Below are 12491 nucleotides of genomic sequence, written 5' to 3' on the forward strand. Positions count from 1 at the left end.
TTCTGTCGCAACACGGTCGTGCACCGACCGGGCCGGGTCAGCCGGCGGCGCCGTCCCAGTCGGCGTAGGGGTCCCAGCCGGTCGTCGGCACCGCGGCACCGGCGCGCAGCAGGTCCGCGTCGCCACGCTCCCGCACGACACCGATGCGCCGGAAGCCCCCGGGCAGGATCGCGTCGGCCGGGAACGTGGCGAGCAGTCCGTGGTCTTCGCCACCGTGCAGCGCGACCTCGTCGAGGTCGGTGGCGGCATCGAGTTCGAGCGTCACCCGGCTGGCACGGGCGAGCCGACCGGCGTCGATCGCCAGGCCGTCGGACAGGTCGAGCATCGCGGTGGCCCCGGCTCCGGCCGCGAGCGGCCCGTCGGCGATCGGGGGCACCGGGCGGCGCTGGCGTCCGACGTCGGGGTCGACGTCCGCGCCGCTCGCGACCGTCGCGGCACGGTCCGGCTCGCCCCGGCCGTCGACGCCGTCGCGGAACAGCCGGGACAGCCCGCGGGCGGCACGCCCGAGCTCGCCGGACACCGCGAGCACGTCACCGACGCTCGCGCCCGACCGCAGCACGGGCGCCCGGCCCAGCAGGTCACCGAAGGCGGTGACGGCCACCGTGAACGTCGCCGAGGTGGAGAGGTCTCCCCCGACGACCCCGCACCCCGGCGCGAGTGCGTCGACGGCGAGCCGGAAGCCGTCGGCGATGCCCTCGAGGACGGACACGGGGGTGTCCTGCGGTGCGGCGAGGGCGATCACGAGGCCGCTCGGCACGGCACCCATCGCGGCGACGTCGGACAGGTTCGTGGCGGCCGCCTTCCAGCCGATGTCCGACGGCGACGACCACGCCCACCGGAAGTCCGGACCGTGGACCATCATGTCCGTCGTCACGACGAACCGGCCGTCGGGGGCGGCCACGACCGCGCAGTCGTCTCCGGGGCCGAGGATCGGCGACCCTGCGGGCAGGCGGCTCGTGATCCGCTCGAGGACGACGAGTTCGCCGAGCTCCCCCACCGTCGGTCCGGCCCAGGCGTCGTCCGTCGCATCCACACGAGAACGGTAGCCTGGACGGCGATGGACACCGCGCGCCGCACCCCTCGCACCCTCGCGATCCTGGGGGCCGTGATCACCCTCGCCGCCGGGCTGACCGGGTGCACGAACGCCGTGTCGATGTCCGCCGCGCCGTCGGCGAACGCAGCGGCGTGCGCCGCCGTGCAGGTCCGGTTGCCCGCGACCGTGGACTCGAAGTTCGACCTGCGGAACACGAACGCGCAGGCGACCGCTGCTTGGGGCGACCCCGAGGTGGCGATCTACCACTGCGGTGTCGCCGTCCCCACCGTGTCCGACCTGCCGTGCTTCTCGCAGGGCGGCGTGGACTGGATCCGCGACGACCGGGGCGACCAGGTCGTCTTCACGACGTTCGGTCGGTCACCGGCAGCGCAGGTCGTGGTCGACTCGACGAAGACCACGTCGACGGTCGTGCAGGAGCTGTCCGACGCCGTGTCGTCGCTGCCGAAGGACGGTCACGAGTGCCTCGACCCCGACGACGTGCAGGGTTGACCCAGCGGACGGAGCAGCGCCAGCTCAACCAGCGCCTCGACCCCGACGACGTGCAGGGCTGAACCCCGCCTGACGCTCGCGCGCCGATCGGGCCAGCACGGCCTGGTCAGCGGACGGCCGCGCGACCCAGCTCGATGAGCTCGGTGATCAGCTCGCCGTAGGACACGCCCGACGCCGCCCAGCAGCGCGGGTACATCGACAGCGGCGTGAAGCCCGGCATCGTGTTGACCTCGTTCACGACGAAGCCGTCGTCGGTCAGGAAGCAGTCGACACGGGCCAACCCGGAACCACCGATGGCCTCGAATGCGCGGGCACCGATGGAGCGGATCTCGTCGGTTTGGTCGTCGGTCAGCGGTGCCGGGCAGAGCAGCGACTCGTCGCCGCCCAGGTACTTCGACGCGAAGTCGTAGAAGCCGTCCTCGGCCACCACGATCTCGCCCGGCAGGCTCGTGCGCGGCACACCGTCACGCCCCTCGAGCACGGCGACCTCGACCTCGCGGCCGACCACACGGGGCTCGACGATCACCTTGGAGTCGTGCTCGAACGCCAGGTCCATGGCGGCACCCAGCTGCGAGGGCTCGTCGACGCGTGAGACACCCATGCTCGACCCGGCGCGAGCCGGCTTGACGAACAGCGGCCAGCCGTGCGCGGCGATCGTCTCGGCGACGTCCACCGGGTCGGCCGCCCACTGCCGGCGGAGCACGGTGGTCCACGGTGCGACCCGCAGCCCGGCGTGCTCGAGCACGGCCTTGGCGACGTGCTTGTCCATCGCCAGGGCGCTCGCGAGCACGCCGTCGCCGACGTACGGCAGCCCGGCGATCTCGAGCAGGCCCTGGATCGTGCCGTCCTCGCCGAAGGGGCCGTGCAGGATCGGGAACACCACGTCGACCGGGATCGCCGTGACCGTGCCGTCGGGGTGGGACACGACGAGTTCGTTGGTGGCCGGCGAGGTCGGGAACGCGATCCGCGTGCCGTTGTCGGGCACGGTGGGCAGCGCGCCGTCGCGGATGGTCCACTGCGCCGGGTCGTCGGACTGCAGCGTGAAGGCACCGTCCTGGGTGATCCCGATCGGCACGAGGTCGTACTCGGCCCGGTCGACGACGTCCATGATGCCGCCGGCGGTCACGCAGCTGATCTCGTGCTCGCTCGAGCGACCGCCGAAGAGCACGGCGACGGTGGTCCTGGGCATGGGGGTTCCCTCGGGGATCGTGGGCACGGGAGTCCCTTCGTGACTCGGTGCGGGACCGGTCACTCGCCCTGCGGCTCGTCGGTCTCGGTGAGGTGCGGCGCGATGTTGCGCGGATCGAGCCTACCGGCGAGGACCTCGCCGACCTGGCTGACGATGGGCATGTCGACGCCGTTCGCCGCGGCCAGCTCGAGGATCGGTGCGACCGAGGCCAGCCCCTCCGCCGTCTGGTTCATCTGGCGGACGACCTCGTCGAACCGGTAGCCCTGGCCGAGCAACCGCCCGGCGGTGTTGTTCCGCGACAGCGGTGACTGGCACGTGGCGATGAGGTCGCCGAGGCCCGCGAGCCCGGACAGCGTGGACGACTGCGCGCCGAGCGACACCGCGAAGTCGGTCATCTCGGCGAGGCCGCGCGTGATGATCGAGGCCTTGGTGTTCTCGCCGTAGCCGACCCCGTCGACGATGCCGATCGCGACGGCGATGAGGTTCTTCAGCACGCCGCCGAACTCGGTGCCGATGACGTCGGTGTTGATGAACGACCGGAAGTACGGGTTCGTCGCGACTGCGGCGACCTCGGTGGCGGTCTCCAGCGAGGACGACGACACCACGGCAGCGGTCGGCTGCCGTCGGGCGATCTCGAGCGCCAGGTTCGGGCCACTGGCCACCGCGATGCGGTCCTGGTCGATGCCGAGGCCCTGCAGCAGGACCTCGCTCATCCGCAGTCCCGTGCTCTTCTCGACGCCCTTCATCAGGCTGACGACCGGCACGTCCGCGGGCAGCAGCTCGCGGATCGCGGCGAGGTTCGAGCGCAGGGTCTGCGAGGGCACCGAGACGTACACCTGCGAGGCGCCGTCGAGCACGCGCTCGAGGGACGTCGACGCGGTCAGGGTGCGGGGCAGGTTGATGCCGGGCAGGTAGTCCGAGTTGCGCTTGGTCTCGGTGATCTCGCGGGCGACCTCGGGGCGGCGGGCCCACACCACGGTGGACGCACCGCCCTCGGCCAGCACCTTCGCGAACGTGGTGCCCCAGCTGCCGGCACCGATCACGGCCACCCGGGGCTTGTCGGTCGACTGCATGACCACCCGGATCGCGGCGGTGTCGAAGGCCCCCGGAGCCGCGGCGGCGGGGTCGGGTCGGTCGTCGTGGGGTCGGAGGTCACTCAAACCGGCCGGTCTCCTTCTGGTTGTTCGCCGCCGGGTCCCAGCGGGTCGCGGGTGCCCGCTCGCCACGGAGCACCTCGAGCAGCGCGGTGATCTCGCGCATGACGAGTTCGGTGGCCGCGCCGAGCATCTGCTGGTCGATCTGCCGGCCGCGGTACGCCGACAGGTCGACCGGGTCACCGATGATCACGTCGACGCGGGACGGCGGGAACAGCCGGAGCTTCTTGCCGTACCGCGCCATGATGTTCTGCGTGCCCCAGTGGGCCATCGGGATGAGCGGCACGTCGTTCTCGAGCGCGATCCGCACCGCACCCGTCTTGCCGCGCATCGGCCACAGGTCGGGGTCGCGGGTGAGCGTGCCCTCGGGGTAGACGATGATCGCCCCGCCCTGCTCGACCAACGAGCGTCCGCCCCCGAGCGGGTCGCTCAGGCGCGTCCGGCCGGAGCGTTCGACCGGGATCTGTCCCATGCCGGACATGAGCTTGCCGACCACGGGGACCTTGAACAGCGACGCCTTCGCGAGGAACCGCGGCGCCCGCTTCGAGATGTACACGGCGGTGCCCACGACCAGGGGGTCGATGTTCGTGAAGTGGTTCGGCGCGAGCACGAACGCACCCTCGGCCGGCAGGCGGTTCGGGCCGTGCCAGTGGTAGCGCGCCGAGAACCGGAACGTCGGGATGACGATCGAGGCGACGATCCGGAACGCGGTGTTCAGCTCACCGCGGCGCCACCGGCGCCCTCGCACGGGGAGGCCGGTCGTGACCTGCGCGTCGGAGCCGCCACGGGCCTCCAGACCGTCGCCCTTTCCTGCAGCCCGCACTGCGCCTATCCAGCGAAGTCGAAGTCGGCGCCGAGCTTGCGCAGCTTCGGGATGAAGTGCTCGTAGCCGCGGCTGATGATGCCGACGTTGGTGATGTGCGACTCGCCGTCGGCGGTCAGCGCCGCGATGAGGTGGCTGAACCCGCCGCGCAGGTCGGGGACGCGGACGTTGGCGGCGTGCAGCTTCGTCGGACCGGTGATGACGGCGGCCTGCTCGAACGGGCGGCGGGCGACACGACGGTCGTGGCCGGGCAGCCCCTCCTTGTGCACGACGATGTCGGCACCCATCTCGTTCAGGGCGTCCGTGAAGCCGAAGCGGTTCTCGTAGACGGTCTCGTGCACGATGCTCCGGCCGTCGGCCTGCGTCAGCGCGACGACGAGCGGCTGCTGCCAGTCCGTCATGAAGCCGGGGTGCACGTCGGTCTCGATGACCACGGGCTTCAGGGTGTCCAGCTCGCGGTAGAACCGGATGCCGTCCTCCTGGATGTCGAACCCGCCGCCGACCTTGCGAAAGACGTTGAGGAACGTCATGAGCTCCTGCTGGTTCGCACCCTCGACGAAGATGTCGCCGTTCGTGGCGAGCGCGGCGGAGGCCCAGCTCGCGGCCTCGTTGCGGTCGTTGATCGCGCGGTGCGTGTAGCCGCGGAGCGACTCGACGCCCTCGATGAAGATGACGCGGTTCGGCTCGACCGAGACGATGGCGCCCATCTTCTGCAGGATCGCGATGAGGTCCATGATCTCGGGCTCGATCGCGGCGTTCCGCAGCTCGGTGACGCCCTTGGCGAGGGTCGCCGAGAGCAGGACCTGCTCGGTCGCGCCGACGCTCGGGTACGGCAGCTCGATCGACGCGCCCTTCAGGCCGTCCGGGGCCGTCAGGTGGATGCCGTTGACCTGCTTGTCGACGACCGCACCCATGGCGCGGAGGGCGTCGAGGTGGAAGTCGATCGGGCGGTCGCCGATGCGGCAGCCGCCGAGGTCGGGGATGAACGCCTCGCCGAGCTTGTGCAGCAGCGGACCGCAGAACAGGATCGGGATGCGGCTCGAACCGGCGTGCGCGTCGATCTCGGCGAAGTGCGCCGACTCGACCCGCGACGGGTCGAGGATGAGTTCGCCTCGTGCAGGATCGGTGATGCGCACGCCGTGCACCTCGAGCAGCCCGCGGACCACCTTGACGTCGGAGATGTCCGGCACGTCACGGAGGATCGACGGGGTGTCACCGAGCAGCGACGCCACCATGGCCTTGGTCGCGAGGTTCTTCGCCCCACGGACCTCGATGCGTCCCACGAGCGGCTTGCCCCCGCGGATGACGATCTCGTCCGACTTGAGGCCCACGCGCGCCCCTGCGGCCGCTGCGTCCTGTACGAGAGAGTTCACTACTTCACCGGCAATGTCTTCGGCCGCCAACTGGAGCGGCGGGATTCGAACTCCGTGATCGAGGTCTCGTCACGGAGGGTGAGCCCGATGTCGTCGAGCCCTTCCATCAACCGCCAACGAGTGTAAGCGTCGATCTCGAAGGGGACGTCCACATCCCCCAGCGACACGCGCTGCGTCACGAGGTCGACCGTCGCCTCGATGCCCGGGTTCGCCTCGATGGCGGCCCACAGACGCTCGACCTCCGGTTCGGTCACGATCGCCGTGACCAGGCCCTGCTTGCCGGCGTTGCCCTTGAAGATGTCCGCGAAACGGGGTGAGACGACCACCGTGAAGCCGAAGTCGCGGAGCGCCCAGACGGCGTGCTCGCGGGACGATCCGGTGCCGAAGTCCGGCCCGGCGACGAGCACACGGGCACCCTGGTAGCGCTCCTGGTTCAACACGAAGTCGGGGTCCTGCCGCCAACCGGCGAACAGGGCGTCCTCGAAGCCGGTCTTGGTGACGCGCTTCAGGTAGACCGCGGGGATGATCTGGTCGGTGTCGACGTTGGACCGCTTGAGCGGCGCGGCGATGCCGGAGACGGTGGTGATCTTGTCCATCAGAAGGTCCCCTCGGTGGCGGTGGCGGACGTCGCCGCCGCGATCTCGTCGTCGGTCTCCAGGTCCCACGGGCTGGACAGCGTGCCGCGCACCGCGGTGGCCGCGGCGACGAGCGGCGACACCAGGTGCGTGCGGCCGCCCTTGCCCTGGCGACCCTCGAAGTTGCGGTTCGAGGTGCTCGCGCAGCGCTCCCCCGGTGCCAGCTGGTCCGGGTTCATCCCCAGGCACATCGAGCAGCCGGCGAACCGCCACTCGGCACCGAACTCGGTGAACACCTGGTCGAGCCCCTCGGCCTCGGCCTCGAGCCGGACCCGCGCGGAGCCGGGCACGACCATCACCCGGACGCCGTCGGCCTTGGTGCGGCCCTTGATGATCGACGCGAAGGCCCGCAGGTCCTCGATGCGCGAGTTCGTGCAGGACCCCATGAACACCGCGTCGACGGCGATGTCCTTCATCGGGGTGCCGGCGGTGATGTCCATGTACTCCAGCGCGCGGCGAGCAGCGGCCTGGTCGTTGGGGTCGCTGTAGGCGGCCGGGTCCGGCACGCTCTCGGACAGCGAGACGCCCTGGCCGGGGTTCGTGCCCCAGGTGACGAAGGGCTCGAGCTCGTCCGCGTCGATGAACACCTCGGCGTCGAACACGGCGTCGTCGTCGGTGGCGAGGGTCTCCCAGTACGCGACGGCGTCGTCCCAGTCCTGACCGGTGGGCGCGTGGTCGCGGCCCTGCACGTAGTCGTAGGTGGTCTCGTCGGGGGCGACCATGCCGGCGCGGGCACCGGCCTCGATCGACATGTTGCAGATCGTCATGCGGCCCTCCATCGAGAGCGCGCGGATCGCGGAGCCGCGGTACTCCAGCACGTAACCCTGTCCACCGCCGGTGCCGATCTTCGCGATCACGGCCAGGATGATGTCCTTCGCCGTCACCCCCGGGCGCAGCGTGCCCTCGACCGTGATCGCCATCGTCTTGAAGGGCTTGAGCGGCAGGGTCTGCGTCGCGAGGACGTGCTCGACCTCGGACGTGCCGATGCCGAACGCCATCGCGCCGAAGGCCCCGTGGGTGCTGGTGTGCGAGTCGCCGCAGACCACGGTGATGCCGGGCATGGTCAGGCCGAGCTGCGGACCGACCACGTGGACGATGCCCTGCTCCTTGTCGCCCAGGGAGTGCAGCCGGACGCCGAACTCCTCGCAGTTGCGACGGAGGGTCTCGATCTGGATCCGGCTCGTCGGGTCCGCGATGGGGCGGTCGATGGCGAGCGTCGGGGTGTTGTGGTCCTCGGTCGCGATCGTCAGGTCGAGGCGACGCACCGGACGCCCGGCCTGCCGCAGGCCGTCGAACGCCTGCGGACTCGTCACCTCGTGCACGAGGTGGAGGTCGATGTAGAGGAGGTCCGGGTTGCCGTCCTCGCCCTTGACCACGACGTGGTCGTCCCACACCTTCTCGGCGAGCGTCTTTCCCATGAGCTCAGCCCTCCTCGTCCTCGTCGTTGCGCCGCGACCGCGGCCCGATCAGGCGACTCTACCATTGGTATACCAACGCGGGACACCCGGCCCGCCGCAGGCCCGGCACCCCGCCACGGCGTGGCCTGGAGGCCCGTGGCGACTCCCCGAGACCCGTCGCGGTGGGAGGATGGTGACGCCATGACGACACCTGCGCACTCGACCCGGACCATCAACCTCGAGGGCGCGGCACGCGCCGCGATCGCCGGTGGCGCACCGCTCGCGCTGCTCATCGCCCTCGGCATGCCGGGGTACGCCGCCTTCGCCATGTTCGCCGGGTTCACCGCCATCTTCGGTGCGACCGAGCCCTACCGGCAGCGTGCCGTCACCACCGGTGTCGCGGGTGCACTGCAGGCGCTCTGCATGTTCGCCGGCATCGGGGTCGGGCTCGTCGGGTCGCCGCTCTGGCTGCAGGCCGTGGGTCTCGTCGTCGTCCTGGTGGTCGCGGTCTGCACCCTCTCCACGCTCCGGGCGATCCCCGCGCAGCCGATCTTCCCGGTGTTCGCGTTCGTCGTGTCCGCACTCGTGCCGATGCGCCCGGCGGACGTCCCGCTCGTCACGACGATCATCGTCTGCTCGGTGGTCTGGGCCTGGCTCGTCGCGATGTCCGGTGCGGTGCTCCGCCGGTTGTTCCACCCGCACGCCCCGCACCGGTTCCGCCCGCTGGCCGACCGCAAGCACCGGTCGCTCGCGGTCCTGCGGACACCGGCGCTGTGGGAGACCGTCGCGCTCAACGTCGTCGGGTCACTCGTCGCCGGTGCCGTCGCGGAGTCGATCCCCGGGCTCGGGCACCCCTACTGGGCGGTCATCGCGGTGGTCTCGACCCTGCCGGCGATCCGCCAGCGGCACACCGTGGTCCGCGCCGGGCAGCGTGTGGTCGGCACGATCGGCGGCACGGTCATCGCGGTCGGCATCCTGCTGCTCGAGCCGTCGGCGTGGTGGATCGTCGTGCTGGCCGTCGTCGGGCAGTTCTTCGCCGAGATCTTCGTCGCCCGGAACTACGCCGTGTGCCTGCTGTTCCTCACCCCGCTCGCCCTGGCGGTGTCGTGGTTGAGCCTGCCCGAGGCACCCCAGCTGCTGGCGCTCGACCGCATCGCGCAGACCGTCCTCGGTGCCGTGGTCAGCGTGGGGCTGCTGCTCGTCGGGCGTGCGATCGAGCGCCGGCGTGGCCGTGCCCTGGGTGCGACGAGCGCGATCCGGACCGTCTGAAGCGCCCGGTCGTCCCGGGCGTACCGGGTCGAACCGGGCGTACCTGGTCGAACCGGGCATACCGGGTCGAATCGGGCGTACCGGGTCGAAACCGGGCGTACCTGGTCGTTCGTTTCGACCAGGGACGCCCGATTCCGCCTGCCATCGCGCGTGACAGGGGAAGGAACGGGCGCAGACGGCGGACGGGAGGCCCGTGGCGGCGCCGCCACGGGCCTCCCGTTCGTCCGTGGTCGCGATCACCGCGTCCGTCGCGGTCGCGAGCCCGTCCGGCCCACCACGGCGTCAGTCGCGCGGCTGGATGTTCCAGGCGTCGATGACGGGGCGGCCGTGCTCGTAGCCGAGGATGCTGACCGAGGCGGTGCCGAGCTTCAGCACGGCGCCGTCCTGCGGCGCGAGCCGGATCCACGCGGCACCGAGCGCCCGCAGCACGTGGCCGTGGGCGATGAACACGGCGTCGTGGCCCTCGGCGAGCACCGGACGGGCACGGTTCAGGATGCGCTCGACGCGGACCCGCACCTCGGCGGCGTTCTCACCGGGGGTGTCACCGGCGGGGACCCCGTCGGTCCAGAGGTCCCACGGCCCGTGGCGCAGCACCTTGATCTGCGGGGTGGTGAGGCCCTCGTACGCGCCGTAGTCCCACTCGTACAGGTCCTCGTCGAGCTCCGGCTCGACGCCGATCAGGTGCGCGGTGTCGCGGGCGCGCTGCAGCGGGCTCGACAGCGCCAGCGCGAACGACCGGTCCCCGAGGTACCGGCCCGCGCGCTTCGCCTGCTCGACACCGTTGTCGGTGAGCGGGATGTCGGTGCGGCCGGTGTGCTGCCCGCTCTTCGACCACTCCGTCTCTCCGTGACGGACGAGGACGAGTTCGCCGGGGCGTTCCGAGGTCATGGGTTCCTTCCGATCCAAAGGCCGAGCGCGGCTGCGCCGACCGAGACGACGAGCATCCCGAGGCCGTTCAGGACGGCGAGCCGGGTCTTGCCGGATCGGAGGAGCTGTACGGTCTCGACGCTCGCCGTCGAGAACGTCGTGTACCCGCCCATCATGCCCGTCCCGAGCACAGCGACCGTCGAGGCGGGGATGGTGCCGGCCTGCCCGAGGCCCGTCAGGACCCCGAGCACGAGCGATCCGGACACGTTGATGAGCAGGGTCCCGACCGGGAACCCGGCGAACCGCGAACCGGCGACGCGGCCCTTCACGACGCCGTCGAGCACGAAGCGCAGGGCGGCGCCGGCTCCCCCGCCGACGGCGACCAGGACCAGTTCGGCCGGGCTCATCGGGCGTCCTGCAGCGGTTCGGGGCGGGTGCGGGGCCGGGTGGCCGCGGCGACCCACAGACCGAGGACGACAGCGACGAGTCCGAGCACGACCGACAGCAGGGCGAACCCGCTGCCGGCCGTCCAGTGGCCGAGGTCGAGCAGCTGCGCGGTGTCGTCCGCGAGCGTGCTGTAGGTCGTGAAACCGCCGAGGACGCCGGTGCCGACGAACAGCCGGACCGCGCGACGACGACTGACGTCCGGGCCGCGGCGCGCGAGCGCGTCGAGCAGGAACCCGAGGCAGAACGCCCCGACGACGTTGATCACGAGGATGGTCCAGCTGATCCCGTCGTGCGCGGGGAACGCCGTGGCGAGGAGTGCGCGGACGGCCGTCCCGATCGCGCCGCCGAGGGCGACGAGGGCGACGAGCCTCCAGCGCAGGTGCGGTGGGCGTTCGGCGTGCATCGTGCTCCCGTCGCGAGGCGATCGTCCCCCGGACGACGGGGTCGATCCAGGCTAGTCGAGACGACGAAACCCCCGCCGAGCCGGAGCTGGACGGGGGTTTGCGTACTGGTGACCCCAGCGGGATTCGAACCCGCGTTACCGCCGTGAGAGGGCAGCGTACTAGGCCGCTATACGATGGGGCCGCGGCTGTTGTCGGACTCGGAGCATGTCACCTGTGGTGACCCCAGCGGGATTCGAACCCGCGTTACCGCCGTGAGAGGGCAGCGTACTAGGCCGCTATACGATGGGGCCGTTCCGACAACTCGACAAGTATTGCACAAGGCTCGCATCCGCACCAAAACGGGGCGTGTCGCCCGGGTGTGCCGCCGTGTCGGAGCTGGCATACGGTGGATCGATGACGGCCGACCACGACGCGATCGCAGCGCCACGACACGTCGGCGGCAGCCCCTCGGCGACGGTCCGGATCGGCCTGTCCGGGTGGCAGTACGACGGCTGGCGTGGGGACTTCTACCCCGAGGGCCTCGCGAAGCGGCGGTGGCTCGAGCACGTGGCGTCGCGGTTCCCGACGGTGGAGCTGAACGGATCCTTCTACTCGCTGCAGCGTCCGGCACGCTACCGGGCGTGGCGTGCGGCCTCGGGCGGGCAGCCGTTCCGGTTCGCGGTCAAGGGCGGCCGGTACGTCACGCACATGCTGCGGCTGCGGAACGTCGAGACCGCGCTGGCGAACTTCTTCGCCTCGGGTCCGCTGGAGCTCGGGGACACCCTCGGACCGGTGCTCTGGCAGCTGCCCGAGCGCCTGCTGCCGACGCCGGAGGTGCTCGACGCGTTCCTCGGGGTGCTCCCCCGGACGCACGGTGCGGCCGCTGAACTCGCACGCCACCACGACGACAAGGTCACCGAGGAGCCGGACGGTCTCGTGGAGCCCGAGGAACCGGCGTGTCCGATCCACCACGCGCTCGAGGTCCGGGCAGCCGGCTTCGGCGACGAGCACCTCGACGTGCTGCGCCGACACCGCGTCGCCCTCGTCGACTCGCACGCCGGCGACTTCCCCCGCTTCCGGGCGGACACCGGGGCACCGCTCGCGTACCTCCGGCTGCACGGTGCACCCCGGACCTACCACGACGGGTACTCGCCCCGGGCACTCGGCGGGTGGGCGACGACGGTCCTCGAGCACGCAGAGGCCGGCCGTGACGTCTACGTGTACTTCGACAACGACGCCGAGCGGCACGCTCCGTGGGACGCCCTGACGCTCGACCGCCTGGTCGCGGCGCGACTGCGCCGGCGGGCGCCCGACCAGTGAGCAGAAGAAGCCGGGTGCGTGGACGCGACCCGTCGCGTTCTGCTCACTCGGTGACGGACGGGAGGCCCGCGGCGGCGCCGCCACGGGCCTC

13 protein-coding genes and 2 tRNA genes are annotated in these 12491 nt (G+C 71.4%); 3 read left to right on the forward strand and 12 right to left on the reverse strand.

The features are described from left to right. Window positions 1-37: 37 nt before the first annotated feature. Window positions 38-1033, reverse strand: coding sequence for a thiamine-phosphate kinase (thiL, locus tag DEJ27_RS05835; RefSeq protein ID WP_110859113.1), 996 nt, complete (start codon window positions 1031-1033; stop codon window positions 38-40). Between the two features lie 24 nt (window positions 1034-1057). Here thiL and DEJ27_RS05840 point away from each other — a divergent pair, with 24 nt between their 5' ends. Beyond that, entirely contained in the window at window positions 1058-1543 is a 486-nt protein-coding gene (locus tag DEJ27_RS05840; RefSeq protein ID WP_110859114.1) for a DUF3515 family protein, read from the forward strand. 106 nt (window positions 1544-1649) lie between these two features. On the opposite strand, the gene DEJ27_RS05845 is transcribed toward DEJ27_RS05840, so the two are convergent. The 6 genes from DEJ27_RS05845 to leuC form a co-directional block, all read right to left on the reverse strand. Further along, entirely contained in the window at window positions 1650-2732 is a 1083-nt protein-coding gene (locus tag DEJ27_RS05845; protein ID WP_071244873.1) for a D-alanine--D-alanine ligase family protein, read from the reverse strand. Between the two features lie 59 nt (window positions 2733-2791). Next, a complete protein-coding gene (locus DEJ27_RS05850; RefSeq protein ID WP_110859161.1) occupies window positions 2792-3805 on the reverse strand; it encodes an NAD(P)H-dependent glycerol-3-phosphate dehydrogenase in 1014 nt (337 codons plus the stop codon). Between the two features lie 79 nt (window positions 3806-3884). Beyond that, entirely contained in the window at window positions 3885-4709 is an 825-nt protein-coding gene (locus DEJ27_RS05855) for a 1-acyl-sn-glycerol-3-phosphate acyltransferase (protein WP_110859115.1), read from the reverse strand. A 5-nt stretch (window positions 4710-4714) separates the two neighbouring features. Further along, window positions 4715-6082: a UDP-N-acetylglucosamine 1-carboxyvinyltransferase gene (murA, locus tag DEJ27_RS05860; protein ID WP_110859116.1), complete on the reverse strand. Its 1368-nt coding sequence runs from the start codon at window positions 6080-6082 to the stop codon at window positions 4715-4717. Continuing rightward, window positions 6082-6678, reverse strand: coding sequence for a 3-isopropylmalate dehydratase small subunit (leuD, locus tag DEJ27_RS05865; protein ID WP_110859117.1), 597 nt, complete (start codon window positions 6676-6678; stop codon window positions 6082-6084). Before leuD ends, murA begins: the two co-directional genes overlap by 1 nt. Continuing rightward, on the reverse strand, window positions 6678-8135 hold the full coding sequence (gene leuC, locus DEJ27_RS05870) for a 3-isopropylmalate dehydratase large subunit (protein WP_111090488.1): 1458 nt from the start codon (window positions 8133-8135) through the stop codon (window positions 6678-6680). The genes leuD and leuC overlap by 1 nt, the downstream gene beginning before the upstream one ends. Before the next feature lie 180 nt (window positions 8136-8315). On the opposite strand from leuC, the gene DEJ27_RS05875 reads away from it, so the two are divergent. Beyond that, window positions 8316-9383 carry an FUSC family protein gene (locus DEJ27_RS05875; RefSeq protein ID WP_110859119.1) on the forward strand — a complete coding sequence of 356 codons (1068 nt, stop codon included), beginning with the start codon at window positions 8316-8318 and terminating at the stop codon, window positions 9381-9383. 282 nt (window positions 9384-9665) lie between these two features. Here the strand turns inward: DEJ27_RS05875 and DEJ27_RS05880 are convergent, their stop codons facing one another. The 5 genes from DEJ27_RS05880 to DEJ27_RS05900 all read right to left on the reverse strand — a co-directional run bounded on the left by DEJ27_RS05880 (window position 9666) and on the right by DEJ27_RS05900 (window position 11391). After that, complete coding sequence (locus DEJ27_RS05880) at window positions 9666-10271, reverse strand: histidine phosphatase family protein (RefSeq protein ID WP_027465908.1); 606 nt, start codon at window positions 10269-10271, stop codon at window positions 9666-9668. Further along, window positions 10268-10657, reverse strand: a complete 390-nt coding sequence (crcB, locus tag DEJ27_RS05885; RefSeq protein ID WP_111090489.1) for a fluoride efflux transporter CrcB — start codon at window positions 10655-10657, stop codon at window positions 10268-10270. Before crcB ends, DEJ27_RS05880 begins: the two co-directional genes overlap by 4 nt. Beyond that, window positions 10654-11100, reverse strand: a complete 447-nt coding sequence (locus tag DEJ27_RS05890; protein ID WP_110859121.1) for a CrcB family protein — start codon at window positions 11098-11100, stop codon at window positions 10654-10656. The genes crcB and DEJ27_RS05890 overlap by 4 nt, the downstream gene beginning before the upstream one ends. Window positions 11101-11206: 106 nt before the next feature. Next, window positions 11207-11282, reverse strand: a tRNA-Glu gene (locus DEJ27_RS05895). A gap of 33 nt (window positions 11283-11315) precedes the next feature. Beyond that, window positions 11316-11391: transfer RNA gene (locus DEJ27_RS05900), tRNA-Glu, on the reverse strand. Between the two features lie 103 nt (window positions 11392-11494). Here DEJ27_RS05900 and DEJ27_RS05905 point away from each other — a divergent pair. After that, a complete protein-coding gene (locus DEJ27_RS05905; RefSeq protein WP_111090490.1) occupies window positions 11495-12400 on the forward strand; it encodes a DUF72 domain-containing protein in 906 nt (301 codons plus the stop codon). Window positions 12401-12491 lie beyond the last annotated feature (91 nt).

Origin of the sequence: Curtobacterium sp. MCPF17_018 (assembly GCF_003234135.1) — a bacterium.
Lineage (GTDB): Bacteria > Actinomycetota > Actinomycetes > Actinomycetales > Microbacteriaceae > Curtobacterium > Curtobacterium flaccumfaciens.

Bases quoted from the DNA above. Each gene is read 5' to 3' on its own strand.
- leuC (WP_111090488.1), bottom strand. From the start codon at position 8,135: ATGGGAAAGACGCTCGCCGAGAAGGTGTGGGACGACCACGTCGTGGTC.
- DEJ27_RS05880 (WP_027465908.1), bottom strand. From the start codon at position 10,271: ATGACCTCGGAACGCCCCGGCGAACTCGTCCTCGTCCGTCACGGAGAG.
- DEJ27_RS05840 (WP_110859114.1), top strand. From the start codon at position 1,058: ATGGACACCGCGCGCCGCACCCCTCGCACCCTCGCGATCCTGGGGGCC.
- crcB (WP_111090489.1), bottom strand. From the start codon at position 10,657: ATGAGCCCGGCCGAACTGGTCCTGGTCGCCGTCGGCGGGGGAGCCGGC.
- DEJ27_RS05845 (WP_071244873.1), bottom strand. From the start codon at position 2,732: ATGCCCAGGACCACCGTCGCCGTGCTCTTCGGCGGTCGCTCGAGCGAG.
- DEJ27_RS05890 (WP_110859121.1), bottom strand. From the start codon at position 11,100: ATGCACGCCGAACGCCCACCGCACCTGCGCTGGAGGCTCGTCGCCCTC.
- DEJ27_RS05850 (WP_110859161.1), bottom strand. From the start codon at position 3,805: ATGCAGTCGACCGACAAGCCCCGGGTGGCCGTGATCGGTGCCGGCAGC.
- DEJ27_RS05875 (WP_110859119.1), top strand. From the start codon at position 8,316: ATGACGACACCTGCGCACTCGACCCGGACCATCAACCTCGAGGGCGCG.
- DEJ27_RS05905 (WP_111090490.1), top strand. From the start codon at position 11,495: ATGACGGCCGACCACGACGCGATCGCAGCGCCACGACACGTCGGCGGC.
- leuD (WP_110859117.1), bottom strand. From the start codon at position 6,678: ATGGACAAGATCACCACCGTCTCCGGCATCGCCGCGCCGCTCAAGCGG.